Origin of the sequence: Marinobacter sp., assembly GCF_041687235.1 — a bacterium.
Classification (GTDB): domain Bacteria; phylum Pseudomonadota; class Gammaproteobacteria; order Pseudomonadales; family Oleiphilaceae; genus Marinobacter.
Genome location: NZ_JAWLCH010000005.1, coordinates 138,659 through 155,855 on the forward strand (window position 1 = coordinate 138,659; position 17,197 = coordinate 155,855).

Annotated in this window: 30 protein-coding genes; 1 reads left to right on the top strand and 29 read right to left on the bottom strand. The window is 55.0% G+C overall.

All coding sequences use genetic code 11. The features are described from left to right. Positions 1 to 28: 28 nt before the first annotated feature. The 14 genes from ACESMK_RS09285 to ACESMK_RS09350 all read right to left on the bottom strand — a co-directional run bounded on the left by ACESMK_RS09285 (position 29) and on the right by ACESMK_RS09350 (position 8,196). Positions 29 to 439 carry a hypothetical protein gene (locus ACESMK_RS09285; RefSeq protein ID WP_372997511.1) on the bottom strand — a complete coding sequence of 137 codons (411 nt, stop codon included), beginning with the start codon at positions 437 to 439 and terminating at the stop codon, positions 29 to 31. Positions 440 to 699: 260 nt separating this feature from the next. After that, positions 700 to 927, bottom strand: a complete 228-nt coding sequence (locus tag ACESMK_RS09290) for a hypothetical protein (protein ID WP_372997513.1) — start codon at positions 925 to 927, stop codon at positions 700 to 702. Between the two features lie 228 nt (positions 928 to 1,155). Continuing rightward, positions 1,156 to 1,890 (bottom strand): LPD29 domain-containing protein, encoded by a 735-nt coding sequence (locus ACESMK_RS09295; RefSeq protein WP_372997515.1) that lies wholly within the window; start codon positions 1,888 to 1,890, stop codon positions 1,156 to 1,158. Between the two features lie 294 nt (positions 1,891 to 2,184). Beyond that, positions 2,185 to 3,396 (bottom strand): S8 family serine peptidase, encoded by a 1,212-nt coding sequence (locus ACESMK_RS09300; RefSeq protein ID WP_372997517.1) that lies wholly within the window; start codon positions 3,394 to 3,396, stop codon positions 2,185 to 2,187. Between the two features lie 218 nt (positions 3,397 to 3,614). Continuing rightward, complete coding sequence (locus ACESMK_RS09305) at positions 3,615 to 4,136, bottom strand: hypothetical protein (protein ID WP_372997519.1); 522 nt, start codon at positions 4,134 to 4,136, stop codon at positions 3,615 to 3,617. A gap of 2 nt (positions 4,137 to 4,138) precedes the next feature. Continuing rightward, complete coding sequence (locus ACESMK_RS09310; protein WP_372997521.1) at positions 4,139 to 4,459, bottom strand: hypothetical protein; 321 nt, start codon at positions 4,457 to 4,459, stop codon at positions 4,139 to 4,141. A gap of 233 nt (positions 4,460 to 4,692) precedes the next feature. After that, positions 4,693 to 4,908 (bottom strand): hypothetical protein, encoded by a 216-nt coding sequence (locus tag ACESMK_RS09315; RefSeq protein WP_372997523.1) that lies wholly within the window; start codon positions 4,906 to 4,908, stop codon positions 4,693 to 4,695. After that, positions 4,908 to 5,246 (bottom strand): hypothetical protein, encoded by a 339-nt coding sequence (locus ACESMK_RS09320; protein ID WP_372997525.1) that lies wholly within the window; start codon positions 5,244 to 5,246, stop codon positions 4,908 to 4,910. Before ACESMK_RS09320 ends, ACESMK_RS09315 begins: the two co-directional genes overlap by 1 nt. 82 nt (positions 5,247 to 5,328) lie before the next feature. Then, positions 5,329 to 5,838 (bottom strand): hypothetical protein, encoded by a 510-nt coding sequence (locus ACESMK_RS09325; protein ID WP_372997527.1) that lies wholly within the window; start codon positions 5,836 to 5,838, stop codon positions 5,329 to 5,331. Between the two features lies 1 nt (position 5,839). Next, positions 5,840 to 6,349 (bottom strand): hypothetical protein, encoded by a 510-nt coding sequence (locus tag ACESMK_RS09330; protein ID WP_372997529.1) that lies wholly within the window; start codon positions 6,347 to 6,349, stop codon positions 5,840 to 5,842. Continuing rightward, positions 6,342 to 6,515 carry a hypothetical protein gene (locus tag ACESMK_RS09335; RefSeq protein ID WP_372997531.1) on the bottom strand — a complete coding sequence of 58 codons (174 nt, stop codon included), beginning with the start codon at positions 6,513 to 6,515 and terminating at the stop codon, positions 6,342 to 6,344. Before ACESMK_RS09335 ends, ACESMK_RS09330 begins: the two co-directional genes overlap by 8 nt. Then, positions 6,512 to 7,195: a hypothetical protein gene (locus ACESMK_RS09340; protein ID WP_372997533.1), complete on the bottom strand. Its 684-nt coding sequence runs from the start codon at positions 7,193 to 7,195 to the stop codon at positions 6,512 to 6,514. Before ACESMK_RS09340 ends, ACESMK_RS09335 begins: the two co-directional genes overlap by 4 nt. A 156-nt stretch (positions 7,196 to 7,351) precedes the next feature. Next, the gene (locus ACESMK_RS09345; RefSeq protein WP_372997535.1) at positions 7,352 to 7,876 is read right to left on the bottom strand and encodes a YgjV family protein; all 525 of its coding nucleotides are present in this window, start codon (positions 7,874 to 7,876) and stop codon (positions 7,352 to 7,354) included. A 14-nt stretch (positions 7,877 to 7,890) separates the two neighbouring features. Continuing rightward, entirely contained in the window at positions 7,891 to 8,196 is a 306-nt protein-coding gene (locus ACESMK_RS09350; protein WP_372997537.1) for a hypothetical protein, read from the bottom strand. Between the two features lie 357 nt (positions 8,197 to 8,553). On the opposite strand from ACESMK_RS09350, the gene ACESMK_RS09355 reads away from it, so the two are divergent. Continuing rightward, on the top strand, positions 8,554 to 8,820 hold the full coding sequence (locus tag ACESMK_RS09355; RefSeq protein WP_372997539.1) for a hypothetical protein: 267 nt from the start codon (positions 8,554 to 8,556) through the stop codon (positions 8,818 to 8,820). Between the two features lie 276 nt (positions 8,821 to 9,096). Here the strand turns inward: ACESMK_RS09355 and ACESMK_RS09360 are convergent, their stop codons facing one another. The 15 genes from ACESMK_RS09360 to ACESMK_RS09430 all read right to left on the bottom strand — a co-directional run bounded on the left by ACESMK_RS09360 (position 9,097) and on the right by ACESMK_RS09430 (position 17,156). Then, complete coding sequence (locus ACESMK_RS09360) at positions 9,097 to 9,231, bottom strand: hypothetical protein (protein ID WP_372997541.1); 135 nt, start codon at positions 9,229 to 9,231, stop codon at positions 9,097 to 9,099. Between the two features lie 88 nt (positions 9,232 to 9,319). Beyond that, entirely contained in the window at positions 9,320 to 10,048 is a 729-nt protein-coding gene (locus ACESMK_RS09365; protein WP_372997543.1) for a hypothetical protein, read from the bottom strand. A 219-nt stretch (positions 10,049 to 10,267) separates the two neighbouring features. After that, positions 10,268 to 10,996: an LPD29 domain-containing protein gene (locus ACESMK_RS09370; RefSeq protein ID WP_372997545.1), complete on the bottom strand. Its 729-nt coding sequence runs from the start codon at positions 10,994 to 10,996 to the stop codon at positions 10,268 to 10,270. Positions 10,997 to 11,263: 267 nt separating this feature from the next. Then, positions 11,264 to 11,788 carry a hypothetical protein gene (locus ACESMK_RS09375; RefSeq protein ID WP_372997547.1) on the bottom strand — a complete coding sequence of 175 codons (525 nt, stop codon included), beginning with the start codon at positions 11,786 to 11,788 and terminating at the stop codon, positions 11,264 to 11,266. 7 nt (positions 11,789 to 11,795) lie between these two features. Next, positions 11,796 to 12,122, bottom strand: a complete 327-nt coding sequence (locus tag ACESMK_RS09380; RefSeq protein ID WP_372997549.1) for a hypothetical protein — start codon at positions 12,120 to 12,122, stop codon at positions 11,796 to 11,798. A gap of 17 nt (positions 12,123 to 12,139) precedes the next feature. Beyond that, positions 12,140 to 12,355 carry a hypothetical protein gene (locus ACESMK_RS09385; protein WP_372997551.1) on the bottom strand — a complete coding sequence of 72 codons (216 nt, stop codon included), beginning with the start codon at positions 12,353 to 12,355 and terminating at the stop codon, positions 12,140 to 12,142. A gap of 45 nt (positions 12,356 to 12,400) precedes the next feature. Beyond that, complete coding sequence (locus tag ACESMK_RS09390; protein WP_372997553.1) at positions 12,401 to 12,700, bottom strand: hypothetical protein; 300 nt, start codon at positions 12,698 to 12,700, stop codon at positions 12,401 to 12,403. A gap of 213 nt (positions 12,701 to 12,913) precedes the next feature. Next, complete coding sequence (locus ACESMK_RS09395) at positions 12,914 to 13,453, bottom strand: DUF4262 domain-containing protein (protein WP_372997555.1); 540 nt, start codon at positions 13,451 to 13,453, stop codon at positions 12,914 to 12,916. After that, the gene (locus ACESMK_RS09400; RefSeq protein WP_372997557.1) at positions 13,454 to 13,840 is read right to left on the bottom strand and encodes a hypothetical protein; all 387 of its coding nucleotides are present in this window, start codon (positions 13,838 to 13,840) and stop codon (positions 13,454 to 13,456) included. A 10-nt stretch (positions 13,841 to 13,850) separates the two neighbouring features. Beyond that, positions 13,851 to 14,474, bottom strand: coding sequence for a hypothetical protein (locus ACESMK_RS09405; protein WP_372997559.1), 624 nt, complete (start codon positions 14,472 to 14,474; stop codon positions 13,851 to 13,853). A 259-nt stretch (positions 14,475 to 14,733) separates the two neighbouring features. Then, positions 14,734 to 15,318: a hypothetical protein gene (locus ACESMK_RS09410; RefSeq protein ID WP_372997561.1), complete on the bottom strand. Its 585-nt coding sequence runs from the start codon at positions 15,316 to 15,318 to the stop codon at positions 14,734 to 14,736. A 23-nt stretch (positions 15,319 to 15,341) separates the two neighbouring features. Next, positions 15,342 to 16,193, bottom strand: coding sequence for a thymidylate synthase (locus tag ACESMK_RS09415; protein ID WP_372997563.1), 852 nt, complete (start codon positions 16,191 to 16,193; stop codon positions 15,342 to 15,344). Continuing rightward, positions 16,194 to 16,517 (bottom strand): hypothetical protein, encoded by a 324-nt coding sequence (locus tag ACESMK_RS09420; RefSeq protein ID WP_372997565.1) that lies wholly within the window; start codon positions 16,515 to 16,517, stop codon positions 16,194 to 16,196. It lies immediately after the preceding gene. Further along, the gene (locus ACESMK_RS09425; RefSeq protein ID WP_372997567.1) at positions 16,504 to 16,707 is read right to left on the bottom strand and encodes a DUF1289 domain-containing protein; all 204 of its coding nucleotides are present in this window, start codon (positions 16,705 to 16,707) and stop codon (positions 16,504 to 16,506) included. Before ACESMK_RS09425 ends, ACESMK_RS09420 begins: the two co-directional genes overlap by 14 nt. 89 nt (positions 16,708 to 16,796) lie before the next feature. Then, on the bottom strand, positions 16,797 to 17,156 hold the full coding sequence (locus ACESMK_RS09430) for a hypothetical protein (protein WP_372997569.1): 360 nt from the start codon (positions 17,154 to 17,156) through the stop codon (positions 16,797 to 16,799). Between the last annotated feature and the right edge of the window lie 41 nt (positions 17,157 to 17,197).

The following is a 17,197-nucleotide window of genomic DNA, read 5'->3' on the forward strand; positions in this document are numbered from 1 at the left end:
TGCTGGCCAGCCTGGTCACAACGAATGGTTAGTCGGTCTTTGTTTCCCGCAACTGGGCCATCAGCTCCTGGGCCCGTTGATGTTCGTCCTGCTCAATCGCCTCCTGTATCAATTCTTTGATTTTCTCGGCCTCATACCGTCTGAAGGCCTCTTCCTTGATTTTCAGGGCTTCGGTTTCGCTCCGGACTTTCCTGTCGTGTGAATATTGACGGTAGCGCTCGACGGTTTCTGTTGCCCGGGCCCGGGACGCAGGAATGACTTTGCTCTTGATGTATTTATAGAAATACACAAAGAACGCCAGCGCCAGCCCGTAGCCGACAAGCAAAAGGACATTGATCAACATATTCCCCTGAACGGCCCGATCGTAGTTGTGCCAATAGACCTTTGAAACAGCATCGTTGAAACCAGAGAGCGCCCCGGCTGGCGGAACGCCAGACACAAAAAAGCCCGCTCTTGCGGGCCTTGATACAGGTTCAATCTGCTCGTCAGAACGATTCAGGTGCTATTGGTCTGGCGCCCGTAGGATTGGAAGCCCCTGAAATAAAGGCGACTTGCCCAGTCAGAATTGGGTTTGGGAAACGGGGGCGGTGAGCGTCCTTCCTCTGCGGCCTTTCTTCCTTTGGTGAAAGGGCTGTCTTTCGGGCATTCGCCGATCAGATCTCTCAGTTTACCCATCGTGTTGCTCCTGTGCGTTGATCATTATGGGTTGATGCGCTGGAGGTCGTAAGGCACCCCGTCCAGCCCGTAATCAAAGGTGTAACCGTTGGCTTCCATCTCTTCCAGGAAGTCACGGCATAGCAAGTAGCAATCCCCTTCGTTTTCCTCGATCAGGGCAGTGTGTCGGTCGATAATCGCCCGGATGTTTGCCGGGAGGGTGTCCTGGGCCTGAAACAGATCGGTGGTGCTGTCGATGTCGTAAGTATTCATGTTGGATCCTGCCTTTGCTGAATATGTTTGCCTAACCTGTAAACCATTTTACCAGAATGAATACACCTTGCTAAGTGTTTTAGGATTTTCTTCAACGGCGACAGCCGTGGCGTAGCCAACCGGCCTCAGTGCACACAAAAGGGCGCCCCGCGCCCCTGGCTGGCCAACGGCCAGACACAAAAAAGCCCACTCGAAGGTGGGCAAGGTGCAGGTCGTCAACGCTGCGGATTAGATAGACGGTTGGCAGAAAATGAAGTCGAACCCGCCATACACGACATTGAAAGCTGAGCTATTGGAGCCGTGGTAGTCCTCATAGGCGTTGTAGGTACCGGTCTTGAACATGCTGACGGCATCGGAAACAGTGCGCTGGTTGACGGTCTCGCCGTCGTCCTCGCGGCTCCATGAGACGTACAGGGCGTCGCAAGAACGCTTGCGAACGCTGAACTTGACCCCTGGGAAAGCCTTTTTCAGGGTCTTGCGAACGTTCTTGGCGGTCATGTTGTCCCGCTGGCGGGAATACATGCCGGCACCCTCTGGGGCCTGCTCCAGATGCTTGAATTCATCGTTTTCACGCATGGCCTGAACGGCGCGTTCGAAGGCTTCCGCCTCGGCCTTTCTCTCGGCTTCGGCGCGTTCCGCTTCGTCCTTGGCAAACTGGACGGCTTCAAAAATTTCGGCATTGGTGTAGTCCGGCTCATCAAGGAAGCGCCACTGCACACCGGTAGCGATGCACTCGGGAATACGCTTGCTCACGGAACCATCGTCCCAGACCACATCAATGTGGACGTCTGAGCCGCTAGAGATGACAACAGCACCGCCGAGGGCTGAGAGGGACTTGCTGACGCCCGGTTTGCCGTCAACAGCAGTGATAACGCCATCACGGCCACCGTAAAGGATGCAATGAATGCGACGGCCGACGCGGAGGTCAGTGGTGGTGTCTTGAATGTTGGCTGCTGCGCCCATGGTAATTCTCCTGCCTGAAGTTGTTTGCCTAACCTGTGAATTATTATAGCGTATTACGTACACCATGCAAGGTGTATATAGGGTTATTTCCCCGCGGCGCAGCCGTGGCGTAGCCAACCGGCCTCAGTGCACACAAAAGGGCGCCCCGCGCCCCGGGGCTGGCGGAACGCCAGGCACAAAAAAGCCCGCAATGCGGGCAAGGTTGGCAGTAGGAAAAGGGTGCTGGGCAGGCCGGGGTAGGTTGGCGGCAGGTTTGGCCTGCCCAGCAATTCGAAAAGTGGGTAACGGCCCTCCTTAGAGGGCTTCGTAGTTGGTCGGGTCGATGTTCAGGGCCGCTTCGATATCGAGGATGCCCTGACCGTGGATCGCCGGATCGTAGGCGCTGAAGCTGCTGTCAGCCGTATCCAGAAGGATTTGCAGCACCGCAGTATTGCTCAGGGTCGGGAACTGGCCCTTGACCAGTGCCGCCGCGCCAGTGACCAGTGGGGCCGCCTGAGAGGTGCCGGAGACCGCCAGATAGTCGGTGTCAGTGTTGAAGAAAGCACCGTCTACCGCAGAGCCCGGCGCACTGATCCAACGCGCCTGAATGTCTGCATCTGATCCTGGCACATTCGTACCGGCCTCGGTACCGTCCGCCAGCATGAACTCCGCAGGCAGTCCGTTGTTGTCTACGGCACCAACCCAGAGGAAGTTATCCGCCAGATCGGCGTCCTTGGCCAGCAGGTCTACGCTGGTGGCATCGAACGTGAAGGTGCAGGTCAGATTGTCCTGACGCTCCACATCAGAAAGCTCACCACAGTTGACCGGATTGGTAATGAACGTCTCAGTCATATCCAGACCGAAATTGCCGGATGCGACAACAAAGCCCATATCCGCAGTGTCCAGCGCTTCATAGAGCGGGCGCTCGTTGGTGAACTCGCTGTTCTCGAAGTAGTCAACGCCAGTCAGGGACGCATTGATAAAATCAACATCCATCGTTGCCAGATCGCTGATCAGGCCCTTTACAGCGAGAGAGTCCGGGCTGGTAGTGGCATAAACGTCCATCATGATTACGTCGGCCTCTGGTGCCACACCAACGTTCTCTCCCCACGCCATAGAGGTTACGTGAGTACCATGGCCGAATACGTCCTCCTGATCGCCAGTTGCGACCGGCTGGTACAGATCCAGACCGCTCAGGCCCATGTCTTCGATTTCATCGAGCGTGTGAGCGCTGATGGCTGACACGTAGGAGCCGCTATTCGGGTTCAGAGTCTTACCGGCGAACTCGTCGTGGTTCACGTTCACGCCGGAATCGAAGACTGCGAGGGTAACGCCTGCACCTTCGATGCTACGGTTATGGGCATAGTCTGCATTGATTGTCTTCAGGTGATCGGTGCTGAATGCCGGGGTGCGGATTTCACCGTTGCCACCGTCATTGTTTGGAGTCGGCGCAGGGGCTGAACCTGAACCGCCACCGCCGCAAGCGGTGAGTGTGATTGCCAGTGCTGAAATGATGATCTTATTCATGGGGGTGTCTCCTGCCTGTATCTAAGTACCTAACCTGAATACTATTTTACCAGATACCGGACACCCTGCAAGGTGTATATATCACGGCGACAGCCGTGGCGTAGCCAACCGGCCTCAGTGCACACAAAAGGGCCAAAGGCCCCTGGTGCCGGCAATGTGTCGGCCATAGGAATGCCCGCGCTCGGCGGGCAGGGTGGGGGAGCCTGGATGTGCTGGGATCAGCAAGGCTGATAATCCAGTTTGATGGATGTCGTCAGGCCAAGGGCGTTAACACGCCGATCGGCATCTGCCGGGCTGTTAGCCATGACGCGGTATTCCTTCTCTGCGTATCCCCAGAGCTGGCCCAGCTTTTTGCAGACGATGTAGGGCTTGGTGCCGGGGTTCAGCAGGTTAGGGGTGGTCGGCCACGCGCCCATCTTCGGCTTGATCCCAAGGGCCTCGAACTCGTCAAGTTCATCCTCGGTGTAAACCGAGCAAACCTCTGGAACCGCCCGACTGCTGAACAGGTTCGGGATCGAACTGCGGTTATTGTTCACCCCGATATAGGGGCCGAGCTCGTGACTGTTCTCCTTAGCGGAGTCAAAATCATCGCTCAGGCAGCCATAGAACACGTCAGCCGTGTGGCTGAAATCCGCGTTGTAGAAGTTGCGCAGCTTGTCGACCAACGCCACTACCTGAAGAATGGACATACCACGGACGTTGATTACGAACGGGAGTTGGAAATCAGTGGTAGCACTCATGATTACACCATCAGATCGAGATAAGGGTGGGCGGTAGCCTGATAAGCCTCTTCCATGGTGATTTCACCAAGGCGCTCGTAAAGCTCGTCAGCGGCGTCGATAAACTCGTCCGCATCGTGGCCTTCCAGAAGCACATCAAGGCTCTGCTCGGCCAGATCGGCGATGTGAACGGTTGAGAAAGCACGGTCGACGTAAACTTCAACGTTGCTGCCGGCAACATATTGGGCGTACATCCGGGTAATCTCGATCTCGCGGGTACGCTTGGCCATTTCCTCGGCCATGAAGCTGAGGCCCTGTGCCGCTGATACGAATTGCTGTTCCATGATGATTCTCCTGCCTGTCTTTGTTTGCCTAACCTGTAAATAATTCTAGCAGATAAAAGACACCGTGCAAGGTGTATATAGAAGAAAAACATCACGGCGCAGCCGTGGCGTAGCCAAACGGCCTCAGTGCACAAGAAAGGGCGCCTCGCGCCCCGGCTGGCGGAACGCCAGACACAAAAAAAGCCCGCACGGGCAGGCTTCGGGGACTTTGGCGGCGATTGCTAATCGATCAATCAAGCGTTCTTGAAGTCTTTCTCTTTCGATGTCTCGAAAATCCGGTTGCCGGCCTCGTCCTCAACCCAGCCACGCCAGTCGTTTTTGTCGATATGGCCGATCGCCTCCAGCGCTTCGCTGCGCATCATCGGACTCCGGGGTTCAGTTTTAATGTCGGAAAAAATCTTGGGATTTCCAGCAATAAATCTAACGTACCACTTCTTTTTACTGGCCATCAGCCTTCTCCCCACTCAAAAAGTTCCTGCTCAAGCTTTTCCAGCTCCTCGGAAGTGGAGCCCACATACTCCATATTGCCAATAAGCAGGTAGTAGCTGCCATCTGGCTCGATCTCAATGAATTTGTTCAACTCCTCAGAATCGCCAAACCGATATCCGAAAGCTTTACGATCAAGACCTTCTTTGACTTCCGCCTGGACACTGGGATCTTCGCTGAGAAGATCGGCGGCGTTGAGGTTGAGGTATGACGCGGCCACTTCATCGCCGGTCTTGATGATGTCCCGAAAGGTGATCCGCTCGCGGGTCTGCTTGAACTGAAAAAATGTCTGGTTGCTCATGGTCGTTCTCCTGCTCTTGAATTGCCTAACCTGAGAACCATTTTACCACACCAAGTACACCATTCAAGGTGTATATGAGAGATTAGGAAATTCGCCGCATTGCGCTGACCAGCATCGCAATCTCCGCATCCTGATTTCTGGGATTGGCGAAGCGTAGGTTGTCGCCATGCGTCCAGATGTTTCCTTGGGGCCCGACAACCCGCCGCACCCGATTCTTCTCCAAATGCAGCAAGCCCCAACCCTCCGGCACATCCTCCGGTTGAATTACGCCTGGCGGGCACATATAAAAACGATAGGTACCCACCCCCATAGACGGTTTCATCCTGAAAGGCTTTTTCCGATCGGCAAGAAAGTCAGCCCGGGAAGTCTTGCACTCAACAAGTATTGAGTACTCAGACCGCCAGCCCAGGGCATCCGGTGTTTCACCGGAGCCCGTGACTGCTCTCAACTCACCGATCGCCACACTGCAGCCGCAGGTGCTCTTGAGCCATCCACAAGCTCGCTCTACCAACCTGTCGTGGAGCGTGCGCGGACGCGGTTCCTTCGGGGCATCTGCTTCTGGTTTGACGATCTTGCGCTTGATTACTGCCACTTCAGTTTTCGTCTCCTTCAATCACCATCGAGGCCTTGGTATGGAGGAATGCGTCGCCGTCCTGGTATTCATGGAAAACCTCGGAGATCTCATCCTGAAGCTCATCGGTCAGGGCCTCATCGCTAAACAGATAAATGTTCTTGCTGTCCCGCGGGATATAACCCTCGCTGAAACCGAGACGCTGAGCAAGATAGTAGGCGCGAATTAATTGATCGTTACGGATCTCACCAGAAGACTGAACATCTACCGGCCACATGTTTCTTACCCGCTGGGCGGCCTCAAAACCAATGTAGCCGTTATGCAGGCAGTCAAACGAGACTTCTTCCGGTTCATTATCAACCTCAGCTTTTATGGCTTTCGAGATAGTGACGCCCTCTGCCACTGCGAAGCTTTGATAACGCTCGAGCGAATTCACCATCGGCTCATCCAGTGCGATCGTGATGGTATGGAAATCGGCGTCTGTCTCTGAAATTTCCTCAGCGTCGAAATGGAAGATTACCTTGTCACTCATGATCTTTCTCCGGGTTCAGAATTTCGATGGCCTCGTTACCTTCTTTCACAAGGATGTCCTCAAGGTCTCTGGGTGACGCCTCTCCAAGTTCGAAAGGGTAGAAGATCCCGATTGCGTACCCTTCTTGGCGTAGTTCATCAATCACGGCTTGCTGGTGGGGTTTCATGCTGCGTTCTCCTGCTTGTCAGCTGCCAGATCTGCAACGGATTGTTCAAGATCAACCGCAACACGGTACAAGGTTCGACATGAGGTAATGTCCGCACCCTCGCCAGGAGTGAAGTAGGGCGAGATCATGACCATCCGGTATTCGGGAGCAAGGCGGAGTCCGCCAGGCAGCTCCCCATCCAGCAATGGAGTAAAGGCGTTGACGACAATGCGGCCTTCGAGGGTGACCTTGTTGCCATGGGTGATGAAAAACTGCGTATGTGGGTAATGGGCCGACAGTTCAGCCAGTCGTCCCTGTAGGATGCTCGCAAGCTCGATGAACTCGGCGTCGGTGAGATCATTCTCGCCAATTGGGCCGTTTTCACCGTTGTAGTGAGCACCCAGTTCAATCTCGACCAGAATCCCGAGCTGCTCGTTGTGGACGGCCACAAAGCTGGACTCCCAATGCAGGTGGTTGCGCGGATCGCCCACACTGAAGCCGGCATAGAGGGAGTTACCCTCGACATCCATCTCGCCCTGGTAGTAGTGGCCCCGGAGGTTTTCGTAGTTCTGGGACGCGGCGCCATTGAAGGCCCATAGATTCTTGAACTCTTTGCGTGCGACGTACTCACCGAATCGATCGGTCAAAGGGATCGGAGCTGCTTCTTTACAGGAAATGATTGCAATATCGGAAGGTTGCATGGTTCTGCCTCGTGTTGTCCTAACCTGAGAACCATTTTACCAAAGAGCGTACACCGTACAAGGTGTATTTAGGCATCTATTTCACGGCGCAGCCGTGGCGTAGCCAACCGGCCTCAGTGCACACAAAAGGGCCGTCAGGCCCTGGGGAACGGACCCTCAGTCCGCAACCAGTGCCTCTTCTGAAGCGCGATTCCGGCGAATCAGACCGATCAGGCCCGCCGCGAAGTTGCCAGCGGTGACGGCCATGCCGGGAACGCTGCCGACCATCAGGGCGAACCCAAAGAACACGGTCTCTCCGCCCATGAAGCCGAGGCGAAGCGTGTTCCCCTTGCCGAGAAACTGAGTCATGGTAATCAGGACGCAGCCCACGGCCGCCAGCACGTCCACCCAACCGGTTCCGAAGTACCAGCAGCAGGTAACACCGGCGACCGAGAACGCCACGCCTGTAAGGCCTCTGGCAGTCTCAGAAGCGCCCTGCATCCAGTGTGCAACAAACAGGCTGATTGCCGCGACCAGATGGACCATGAAGCCGGATACGGAGCCGAGCAGCCCATAGTGGACCGCCCAGAGCAGAACAGACAGGCCGAGCACGGCCAGAAGCCCGCGATTTGACCGGCGGGTGAGCGCCACCACCGTCATGGTGAGGGCGATCAGGCCGATGATGTTGGGGACGTCGAACATGCTGGGACCTCCGGTCACGCCCAATAGACGCCGCGATTGCGGGATTGGGCGAACGCCAGAACACTCCAGACGTTCACGGTGCGGAGCCGCAGGAGCTTCATCGCCTCGTTGCCGGTGAGGCTGACCTCCAGCGCCTTCAGGCGCTCAAGGGCGTCTGCAACGCGATTGGCGGCAATGCCATCGCCCTGAGGGTCCTTACCCTCCAGTCCTGCCGCACGCAGGACCTGCGCCATGCTGGACGCCGACATGCTGACGTTCGGCGCATTGAGCCCAATGTCGTCGCACTCGTGCCAGCCGTTGACCATTACGCTGATGCCCATCTCTATCTCCTGCCTTGATGACCTAACCTGATGACCATTCTATCAGAATGAGTACACCAAGTAAGGTGTATATAGCCTAATTTCCCTCGGCGACAGCCGTGGCGTAGCCAACCGGCCTCAGTGCACAACAAAGGGCGCCCCGCGCCCAGGTCTTTGACCTCCAGCCAGTTCCGCCTCGTTTGAAATCCTAAAAGCATAAATAGAAGTGCCAGTCCCCGAATTGTCTCAATAAAAGGCGCACTCCGGTTCCGATCTGGATAGCCAGTTTTTACAGATTTGGAAGGGTTTTTGGCGAGGAAAGCTAAATACAACTGAGCAAAGTGCTCAGACAACATTAATTAATAATAAGGAATCAATATGAATGAACTATTAATGAGTTTTACGGCGTGGGACATTGCTAACAGCCTGAAGGTAATCGCAACACTGCTTTTAGTGCTAGCTGTACTGGCATACTTTTGGGCTCCGGCATCATCGGTTGCGTTGATGCTATGGCTGACTCGAACGGGTGTAGTGGTAACAGAAATGCTAATACGTGCCTGGTATTGCCAGAAGAATAAACGAGAAGCTATTGGCTATCTGAGAAGGGCGGTGCTTGCTGTAATGCGAGACTATTGTATTTCGTAAAGCCGGCAGGGGCGCAAGCCCCTGGCTCTCAGCGAGTTTTCGACCTTCTTGGCAACTCATAGGTAAATGTCAGGGTGTGGCGATCTGACTCCTGATGATCGGAGTCACATGCATCATCAACCGATTCTGGGTTTAATGGCTCCTCGAGCGCTACATTGAAACCGTTAATTATGAGACCGGTGATGGGATTCTTCTGGACATCTCTATCTTCCTTGCGGGCGCGGAGAATCGCCCCGGGTAACGCTTCGCAGATAATAACGCTGGCGGTACGGACAATCAGATCGGCCGTAGGCTTTTCCAGTCGATTTCGTTGAGGATCTGAAGTTGGTAGACGCCATCGACCATTACGGACTGGGGCCCGGGAATCTCGGCATCAATCAGGGTCAGCATGAAGCCAACACGGGGTTCCATTGCCTCTGGTTCGATCGAGGGCGTGGTTCGAATGCCGTAGATCGAGAATGGTGAGGCGCCCGGGCAACGGGCGCCATGCTATACCTGATCAGTCCCGGCACCAACCTCCAACAAACCAGAACCAGTTTCCGTCCTTAACCATTTTCGCTTCTTGGTCTTTGATGTACCGCTTGAGTTCCGCGTCGAGTTCATCAATCTGGGCCTGATACTGTTTGATCTTGGCTCTGACTCCCTCCAAACGCTTCTTGTCAGTGTTGGTAAGAAGGATCTCTTCGTTCCCGCACACTGGGCATTGGTGTCTGGTCAGATACTTCTTGTTGATCTTGCTCTCGCAGGACTGACACGTTTTGAACTGGGCCTTTTCCGCCGCCACCCGCTTAATGATTTGAAGTGCAATGTTTGCCTCATCAGCTTTTTTTACGGCTTCGCGGTAAGCCTCAACACCAAGGGACATACCTTTCCCTAGTGTGGGGTCTCCGTGACCAAGCTTGATCTTCTGCTCGTTCATGCGATCCAGAATCTTTTGCTTCCGCTTTTCGATAGACTGAGTTTTCCGATCGCTCAGGTTGCCTGGAATCTTCAAGGCCACCAGAGGGTCGTCTTTGTCAGGGTAGTTCTTGTCTATCCACTCGAAAGCCTCATCGCGGTCTGCGACGAAAAGATTTTTGATGATCAACCCCGTGCGCTTATCGCCCAAATCACCTGAATAACTGTTACCTTCTTCGTATGCAGCCTGGTCGATTTCGCGGGCAACGTACTGTTTAAGAGTGTTCTCATCGCACGCTTTGATGGTTCGGGATTGAAACGTTGAACCCATGGGTAGTTCTCCTTTTGCCTGTCTTTGTTTGCCTAACCTGAGAACCATTTTACCAGAACCAATACACCTCTCAAGGTGTACGATGATGGTTATTACGCGGCGCAGCCGTGGCGTAGCCAACCGGCCTCAGTGCACAAGGAAGGGCGCCTCGCGCCCCTGGCTGGCGGAACGCCAGACACAAAAAAAGCCCGCACGGGCGGGCAAGGCAGGGGGCAACGATTAGCTGAAACTGGGCTGTGCGGTGATGTAGTCAACGCCACCGAAAACGATGTTGAACGGGCTTTCTTCAGAACTGTGGTAGTCCTCATGGAGGTGGTAAACACCGGTCTTGAACGGCGCCACGGCATCGTGAACGGCCTTCTGGTTTACCGTCTGACCGTCGTCCTCCTGTGACCATGAGATCCAGATCGAGCCATAGCTCTCTTTGCGAACGGAGAACTTCACCCCGGGGAATTCTTTCTTCAGCAGCTTGCGAATGTTCTTGGCCGCGAGCTTGGTGCGATCGAAGTGTCCGGTGGTCGGAGACTGCTCATAATGGGAGAACTCCTCGAAATTTCGGTATTCTTCAACGCGCTTTGCAAAGGCGTTGCGGGCGGCCTCTCTGGCTTCCTCAGCCTCGCGTGTACGCTTTTCCGCGTAAGCAATAGCCTCGTTGATTTCGGCCTGAGTGCGGTCTGGCTCATCCAGAAAACGCCATTGGACACCGGTACAGATGCATTCAGGAACCTGCATGCTGATGGTGCCATTGTCCCAAACCACGGTGATATGAGCCTCTGGACCACGGACAACACTGACCACGCCATTCATCATCCGCCTGGAATTTCCAAGCCCGGGAGTACCTTCAACGGCAGAGATGGTGCCGTTCTTGCCTCCGTACAGGATGCAGTGGATACGGCGACCCACGCGAAGATCCGGGGCCTTTTCAATGTTCTGGGCTGCGTTTGTCATGGTGTTCTCCTGCCTGAAGTTGTTTGCCTAACCTGAGAACCATTTTAACAAACAATGTACACCGTGCAAGGTGTATAAAGGATTAATTCTCACGGCGACAGCCGTGGCGTAGCCAACCGGCCTCAGTGCACACCAAAGGGCCGCAGGCCCCGGCTGGCGGAACGCCAGGCACAAAAAAACCCGCGAGTGCGGGCAGAGTAGGATAGGGTGGCCGGGGCGGAAGTAGGTAGGTAGGCGGCAGGATCCGCCCCGGCCGAAACGGTTGTGCTACTTGCCCTCGATCTGGGCAATCAGCTTGTCGACGTATGGCGCCGCATAATCTGTGTACTGTGTGATGAATTCTTCCATCGAGAACTTGTAGTCCAGCTTATCGCGGTCGAGCTCGTACCAGGATTCACCCAGCAACTGCTCGGTAATCAACTGGTGCAGCGGCGAATCCGGGGTGTGCTCCGGGATATCGGGGGTGGCTGTGCCGAACGTGTCGTTCAGGAACTTGAAAGTCTCGGCCAGGTAGTTCAGTTGATTATGCTCAACGAAAAACCCGTGATCTCGAACGCTGTCTACAATCTCGAACCAGCCCCAACCCCAGTCCATCCGGAGGGCGCCTTCAAGGTTCGCGCACCAGGCAGCATAGGTGTTGCCGGCAAACTGGAGCGTGTCCTCAAGGCCGTCTACATCAAAAGTGAACATTTCTTTTTTCGAGAGATCGCCGCCGACATAGGCCTTATCCAGGATCGCGGTGTATCGGTCAAAAACGTCTTTAATCGCTTGTTCTGGTGTTTGTGCCTTCATCGGTGCCTTACTCCTCTTCAAAGAATTGAAATCCTTCGATTCGAGGGGCGTCACTGTCGAATTCGATCAATGAGAAGCCGCTCGCCTTGGCCCAAACAATGATCCGGTTAAGCTCGTCGCTCGCCTCGGGAATCAGGTCAAAATCGGTCTGGTGTGCCGGGCCCGCCAGCTTGATAAAGTACCCGTATTCGCGCTTCAGTACCCGGGAGCTGCGCTTAAGCTCAACCATCTCGTCCAGAATTTCGAAATCCTTCGGAGCAAGGTGTCCGGTGCTCATGGCAACCGCCATGTAGCGTTCAACATTCTCTGCCTGGGGTAAAACCAAAGTGTTCATTGTTTCCTGCCTGTCGTTTAAGCCTGTGACTTTTCGAGCAGGTACCGGCTCATCTTCCGGTACCTCACACTAAAATTCATTTCTTCGGGCTTTGCCTGGATGATCCCGCGCTCAGTCGTGCCAAAGGGGCGGAATTCACTATCCGAAACCTTCAGGTATTCGCCACTGGCCTGCGAGAGCATGCCGGTGAAAATGGCGCCAACTGGCAGTTCCTGAAAAGGTACGTGTTTCATGATCGATCCCCGAAAGCCCCGGGCGGCAGCGCCGCCCGCTATGAGTTAAAACAGTGCCAGTTGGTTTTCAGCAGTCAGAGCTCGCGGCTGACCCTGGGTAACGGCAATGACGCCAACAACGCGCTCTTGCTGCTCTTCGGCTTCTTCTTCGCGGGTGAAGTCAACAAAATCCCGCCACGCTTGGCGCCAAGAGCTGTAATCTTCGTAAGCGCCGGCCCCGTGGGTAACAAAGTCCACGAAGTCCTTCTCAACGCTTTCGAGCGGCGTGTCACCGAACTCTTTTTCAGCCAGAGTTGCCAGGGCGGTGGTGTTGATTGCTGAGATATGATCGACGTTAATCATCATGATTCTCCTGCCTGTATTGTTTTGCCTAACCTGTAAAGAAGTATAGCAGAATACAGACACCATGCAAGGTGTATAAAGACAAGGTTCCCCGCGGCGCAGCCGTGGCGTAGCCAACCGGCCTCAGTGCACAAGAAAGGGCGCCCCGCGCCCCGGCTGGCGGAACGCCAGGCACAAAAAAACCCCGCCGAAGCGGGGCTGTCTATTCGAAGCTCCTCAATGAATAGGCTGATCCGGACCCGGGCCCCGGACAATCGCCTCAATGTCGTCGGTGGGAAGCTCGGAAAGCGTCTTTTGAGCCTCTGGGCTGTCAGGGGCAGTCAGTAGCAAACGTTGCCCCGCCATGCTGTAACCTACTTCCCATGGCAGATGCCTTTCAGCATCAGAGAGAAGCAGCTGCAGTACCGGTATCTCATCTCGCCCCGGGAAGCAGGCATAAGACAGTGGAATTTTCTCGTCGGTAATCGCCGGATCGGCCTCAATCAAAGCCACTGGGTAATGATTCTGAACAAGGCCCGTATAGATTCCGGCGGGAAGTGATCCCTGCTGCTTGGCAACCTTGGCCAGGTCGTTCAGCAACGCATAACCAAGATCCGGGGGGAGCGATTCGGCCAGAATTTCGAAGCCAATGTATTTGACCAGCCCCACGGTGTAATGGAACGGCGGGCCATCCGATTCCTTTCCCCCGGCGATCGCAATGACCTGATGCCCATGTTTCGCAACTTTCTGTTTGAGATTTTCGAGAAACTCTTCCACTCAGGCCTCCTGAATGCTCGCGGCGTCTGAAAGCACTTCGATCGCACCTTTCACGTATTCGATAGCAGCTTCCTCACTCATACGGGCAACCATCTTGGCCAGCCGCTCGCGTTGCCACTGCTCGTTAGTGTTACTTGCTACCATGCCGCCGGCGAATACACCAGGGCGAACCTCGGCGTAGAGATCCACGAAGGACTCAGCATCGTTTGAAATCATCTGCTGGTAGCACAGCTCGTTGTCCCGGTTGGGGTTGATAAAGTAATCCCTGTGGGTAGCGATCACCTTCACGCCCTGAACGGTGGTTTCCCGGGCAATCGCACTCTTGGGGATCCGCGCCTTCCAGTTCCCGACTCGAGCATGGTTCCGAATGATGGTGATATGACTCATCCATGCCTCCTCAGCAGAACACATCGGATTGCTCAAGGATGGTCTGGGCGTCCACGACACCTTCACCCGCAAAGGCAACGCCGGCGCTCTCGCGCAACAGGCCTGCCATGGCGCACAGGTAGGTGGCATCGGGTCGAGATTCGGCAGAAACTCGCATGGCGTCATACTCGTTGATCGCCAGTACGTGGTCCAGAAAGCTCTGGCCGGTTTCTTCGTAGAAGCCGAACACCGAGTAATTCTCAAGAGGTTCCTCGGATTCAGGGGCGCTGGGGGTGTGCTCCGTGATCTCGTAGAAGGCCTCGGTTTCATCGTCGTCAGAATACTCGAAATACCAGTCGATGATAGCTTCACGCTGTTCAGCGTTTGCGGCCGCCAGAATGGGGGTGATGTCGTCTTCTTCGTTGTCTATTTCGAGGCCCAGAGACTCGGCATCCTCAAATAACGGATCGGCACAACATGCGAGGATCCGGCCTTGAACGTAGGTCCAGAGGGTTTCCAAAGCCTCAGCCCGGGTCTGGAAAAGGTAAGGGCCGTTCATGGCCGCTTCAGCGTCTGAATCCCTGGAACGATCGAAAAAGACCAAAGTGAAAAGGGTGGATGCGTTGAAGCGCGGGCCGTTCGAGCTGATTGTCATGGTGATCTTTCCTGCATTGATGTCCTAACCTGGAAACCATTGTACCACTATTTGTACACCTTTGAAGGTGTATTGCTGATAAAGTCCCCGGCGACAGCCGGTGCTACAGCACTGGCCTAAGTGCACATAAAAGGGCGCTTGCGCCCCGGGCTGGCGGAACGCCAGGCACAAAAAAAGCCCGCATGGCGGGCTGATCAAAGTAGGGTGGCCGGGCGGAAGGTAGGTAGGCGGCAGGAGTCCGCCCGGCCGAAACGGTGATTTAACTCTCTGGCATAGCTTGGGGCAGAGGCGATGCCTTTGGTTTGGTTCGCTGCTTTTCCCGAATCTGCGGGATTTTGGTCCAGATGCGTGCAAGTTCTGCGTCCGCACACTCGTCTTGGTCGATGCCGGCGGCCAGGCAAAGGGCTGCCAGAGTCACTCTGACGCCGCCCACTTCTTGAGTCGGCTCGCCGAGCGGTCGAGAGAATACATAGTTGGACAGCATGTCCGCCCGCTCACGGGTGTAGCCTACCGACTGAACCAGCTCAAGCGACTCCTCGAGGTAGCGATCGCAACGCTCGACCATATCCGCTGAAATCTCAGGTCCAAAGCATTCCTGCATCCACGGCGCCACGCGGTCCTGGAAGGATTCCCGATCGCTTGATTCAGTCGGTTGCTGGCTGTTGCAGGCTAGCCAGCCTTCCCACCGGCCGATGTACTGATCTGCAATCTGAGGTCCCTCACTGTCGCGGTCCCACCAGAAATCGTCATCAGATTCGATGACATATCGCTGATCGGCCTCACTCCACGCCATGCCTTCCGGAAGCGGGAAGACCTGCTCAAATTTCTCGCGAATCTCATTCATGGCAGTGCCTCCTGTCCGCCCGACTAAACCGAAAATGGGTATTCGATCGGCTCATGGTGCTGATACCCAATAACTTTGAAGTCATCGGTCGTTACCCAGGTCTCCAGATCTTCCAGCGTTTTGATATCCGGGTTGATCTCGAACCGCGGAGCCGGGAAGGGCTTACGCTTCAACTGAACGTCCCTCATCAGCTCGTACTGATCTTCGTAAATGTGCGCATTAACAATGTGGTGGGTGGCCACCGCCGGCTTAGTACCGGTGATCTGTGCCATGATGGCCAGCAGGAAAAAGACTTGCATCTGATTGAAGTTGCCGCCAAGCGGGACGTCCATCGACCTCTGATATGACGTCAGGAACAATTGATCACCCAGCAGAGAGAACTGGTGCGTATGCATGCACGGACGCAAACAGCCAAGGTGGAATTCACCAGGGTTGTAGAACGTAACGATCTCGCAGCGGTCATCAATGCCATTCGATAGGTCATCCACAACCTTGCGTAGTTGATCAATGGAATTGCCTTCCGGCGTGCGCCAATCGCGCATCTGGACGCCGTACACTCTACCCATGTCATCCTCACCCTTTCGGGTAGGGTTGTTCCGCCAGCTTTCGTTTTCGTTGGCGTTGGCATCCCATGTGCGACAACCAATAGCCCGAAACTGAGCCGCACTGCTGTAACCCCTGAGATAGCCAATAAACTCGGCAATGGCCTGCTTCCAATAACTTTTCCGAGTGGTGTCCAGTGGGCATTCACCGGCGCCTACGTCGTAGGTCATCGTCGCGTTAATCACGGTCTTACAGCGCTTGCCGGTACGCTCATTCTTGACCCAGACGCCTTTCTCAATAATTCGCCGGTTCAGTTCCAGATACTGCGTCATTCAAGCCTCCAAAGCTTCGGGCCAATACAAGCCGGTTGTTTTTCCTGTGGCCCGCTCAACGGAGCGGATGAATTCGCGGAAATGGTCTCCAACACCGCCAGAGCGATCCGAGACCCACTCTCCGAAGTACTTCAGAGTCTCGGCAGGAATCTTGTTCCCAAGGGCCAGGGCAACCGTCAGTTCGCCACACTGGCGCATGGCTGACCGGCGGAACAGGGCAAAATCCTCGTTGTCGGAACGGTAAAGCGTCAACTTCATTCGCGCCTCTTCGGTGGCATTTGCTGCCGCAACCACCAACTCAAGCTCTTCTTCAGCGGATCTCATAGCTGTCTGCCTCGTTTCTGGCTGTCTGAATCGTGGCTAGCCGGACACTGGCCACTGTATTGGCCCGATCCTTTTCCTCGTCGGACATACGGCTCCAGTTCGCGATGCTGTTGATATCTCGACCACATGAGACGCACTCGCGGTTCTCATTGAGCTTGCACTGTTTTTTACAGGGCGACTGGGTGTTCATCTGTATGCCTTTATCTTGTTCAGAGTGTACATTTATTTTATCAATTTAAGTACATCGCGGAAACTGTTAGCCAGCAACCTATGATTGTTTTATTTTCCGTGCCCGCTATTGATCTGATGTTCTTTTAGGTCATCAATCGTGAGTCGCTTGGCAAAACGCTTGATTCTCATACTTTCCGCCGGGAAGGGCTCACCCTCGATCATCTCTGGCTGAGGCTTGATGAACCGGTAGAGCTGCTCGGCATTCGCAAAGGTTTGACCGGTCTGATACCCAAGGGCCGGAGACAGGAGAATACCTCGAAGCTCTACGCGCTCCAGCGGGCTCATTGTCTCCAGCAGATCAATCAACGGGCTTCTGGGTCGAAAAGTCTGGGGCAGTCGGCCAGTGGCCTTGTACTGCATCATTGCTCTGGGATTTCGCGCCAGGAAGCGGGCCTGTTTGGAGTTCATCGTTGGGTCCTCTTGGGTAAGGGCAGGCCTCTCGCGGCCCG